This is a genomic window from bacterium, assembly GCA_030685015.1.
In the GTDB taxonomy this organism is placed as follows: domain Bacteria; phylum CAIWAD01; class CAIWAD01; order CAIWAD01; family CAIWAD01; genus CAIWAD01.
Genome location: JAUXWS010000053.1, coordinates 1 through 2,694, shown reverse-complemented (window position 1 = coordinate 2,694; position 2,694 = coordinate 1). Strand labels below are relative to the sequence as shown.

The window sequence follows — 2,694 nt, the reverse complement described above, 5'->3', positions numbered from 1 at the left end:
TCGAGCGCGACCGCGCCGGCCACCGCCTGCGCCTGCCGGCCGGCATGGAGCTGGACTTCGGCGGCATCGGCAAGGAATACGCCGTGGACCGCAGCGCGGCCCTCCTCGACAGGGCGGCGCCCGGCCCTTGGCTGGTCAACTTCGGCGGAGACCTGCGGGCGGGCGGCGCGGACGATCAGAGCACGCCCTGGAGCGTGGGTCTGGATGATCCGGCGGAGACCGGACGCGCCGCGGCCGGCGCCTTCGACCTGAGGCAGGGCGCCCTGGCCACCAGCGGCGACGCCCGCCGCTTTCTCATGCACCTGGGCCGTCGCTACGGCCACATTCTCGACGCCCGCACGGGCTGGCCGCCGGAGGACGCCCCGCGCAGCGTCACCGTCCACGCGCCCGCCTGCAGCCAGGCAGGGCTGCTGGCGACGGTGGGCCTGCTGATGGGCGGTGGTTGCGAGGGCTGGCTGAGGTCACTGGGGGCTTCCCACCATGTCTTGCGTTAGGGACGCGCCCCGCCCGCCCGCTATCCATTTTCCTTGTTGTTCTCCCTTCGATCAGTCACCTTTTGCCGCGTATCCTGGAGGTGACCATGCGCGCGCTCCTCTGCCTTCCCCTTCTAGCGCTGCTGTCGGCCGGCTGCGGAACGGATTCCGCCCCGGGTGCGCCGGCCGGCGACCCCATGGACGAGCTGGAATCGTCCCTCCACGACCTGCGGGGCCGTGGCGAGACCCTGTGGGCCATCAGCGTGGAGACTCTCGACCTGGTCCATTTGACGGCGGACCGCGAGGGCTGGAGCTTGGCCTGGCGCGTGGGGGCCGGCGAGATCGTGGGCGAGGCGGACCAGGATTCCCTGCGATGGCTCACGCCGGCGGCCGGCTCCTCCTGGGTGGAACTGACCCTGACCCGTGGCGACGAGCGCCACACCTGCCGCCGGTGGATCCCCCTGGTCCTGGAGCCGCTTGCCATCGCGCTGAGCGCCGAGACGGACCTTGACGACATCGGGCGGCACACCCTTTCCTGCGCTGTCACGGCCTCGCCGCGGGCGCCCCTGGCCCTGCAGTGGGGAGCGGAGACGGGCACGGTGGAGGCGGCCCCGCATGGCCACAGCGCCGTTTGGGAAGCGAGGCCGGCGGGCGAGCACCGGATCTGGGTGCTTGCGGACGATGGGTATCGCCAAGCGGCGGACACCCTCACCCTCGTCGTCGCCAACGTGCCGCCGCGCTTCGATGTCATGGACCATGGCGACTATTACGATGACCCCGCGGCCCCGATCGGCATGTTGGACCTCAGGGGCACGGACCTCAACCACGATCCGCTCACCCTGGAGGTGACGGACCTGGACGGGCTGGTGCTGATGGAGTGGGCGACACTCGACGCGACGGACGAGTTGCAGGGGTGCTGGAGGCTGTTGTTCGACCTTGCGACCAGTGCCTCCGGTTGGCGCACGCATCGCTTGCGCCTGTCCGATGGGGTGCACCAGGTGGAGCTGGATCAGCCCATCCTCGTCTACGCCCCCTGAGGGAGCGGCGGGGAGACGCCCTCGCGGCGGCGCATCGCCCTTCCTACCTTGGGCGCGACGGCCGGACGGTCCGGCCGCCTGTTTGCAAGGAGTCCGCATGACCATCCGCATCACCTACTGCCAGACCTGAAACTACCAGCCCCGGGCCGCCAGTCTGGCGGATTTCTTGGCGGGGCACGGCTTCAAGGACATCAAGCTGCACCCCGGAAGCGGCGGCATTTTCGACGTGGAGGCGGACGGCCGCATGATCTTCCGGAAATTCGACGAGGGCCGCTTCCCCGAGGCGGCCGAGATCCTGGGGCGGCTGGCCCCTTGAGCGCCGACGAGGAGCTGCGCCGCTGTCGCGACCTGCTGGGGCGCCTCTCCTCGGAACTGGCCCTGGCCGAGGAACGCGAGCGCCGCGTCCTGGCGGAGCATCTCCATGACCACGTGGGACAGGGTCTGGCCCATTTGCGGCAGAGGCTGCTCGCCCTGCGCGACCGTGTCCAGTTCAGCGGCCTGGAGGAGGACCTGAACGAACTGGTGGACCTCAGCGCGCGCATCATCCAGTCCACCCGCACGCTCAGCTTCGACCTCAGCCCGCCCGTCCTCTACGACCTGGGCCTGGCCGAGGCGCTGGATTGGCTGGCCGAGCGGCACGACGGCCAGAACGGCGCCCGCGTCACCTTCCTTTGCCATGGTCGGCGGGACTGCGCCCTGCCCCGCGACCGGCGCGTCCTGGTCTACACCTCGGTGCGGGAACTCCTGATCAACAGCCTCACGCACGGAGCGCCCCATCGCGTGGTACTGCTGCTCAGCGGCGACGCGGAGGGCGTGACGGCGGAGGTGAAGGACGACGGCCGGGGCTTCGAGCCGCGGGAGCTGTCCGCCCGCGGCCGGCCGGAGGGCTACGGCCTCTTCAGCATCCGCGAGCGCGCCGCCGCCCTGGGCGGCTTCTTCGAGATCCGGTCCGGCGCCGGCCTGGGCGCCCGCGCCACCATGCGCATTCCGCGCGAGAAAGGGAGTGCATGAAGATCCTCCTGGCGGACGACCACAAGCTGCTGCGCGACGCCCTCGTCCCCGCCCTGCGCGGGCGATTTCCCGGCTGCGCCGTGCTGGAGGCCGCCGACGGCCGCGAGGCGCTCAACCTGGCCCGCGCCGAGCAGCCCGCGCTCATCCTCATGGACATCACCATGCCCGGTCTC

At 71.2% G+C, this 2,694-nt stretch carries 3 protein-coding genes and 1 pseudogene; all 4 read left to right on the top strand.

Annotation, left to right across the window (positions count from 1 at the left end; all coding sequences use genetic code 11):
• On the top strand, positions 1–494 hold a 494-nt coding region (locus Q8O14_07000), incomplete at its 5' end, for an FAD:protein FMN transferase (GenBank protein ID MDP2360483.1).
• An 86-nt stretch (positions 495–580) separates the two neighbouring features.
• Entirely contained in the window at positions 581–1,510 is a 930-nt protein-coding gene (locus Q8O14_06995) for a hypothetical protein (GenBank protein ID MDP2360482.1), read from the top strand.
• A gap of 145 nt (positions 1,511–1,655) precedes the next feature.
• Positions 1,656–1,826: pseudogene (locus Q8O14_06990) on the top strand (Rdx family protein).
• The gene (locus tag Q8O14_06985; protein ID MDP2360481.1) at positions 1,823–2,521 is read left to right on the top strand and encodes a histidine kinase; all 699 of its coding nucleotides are present in this window, start codon (positions 1,823–1,825) and stop codon (positions 2,519–2,521) included. Before Q8O14_06990 ends, Q8O14_06985 begins: the two are co-directional and overlap by 4 nt.
• Positions 2,522–2,694: the final 173 nt, after the last annotated feature.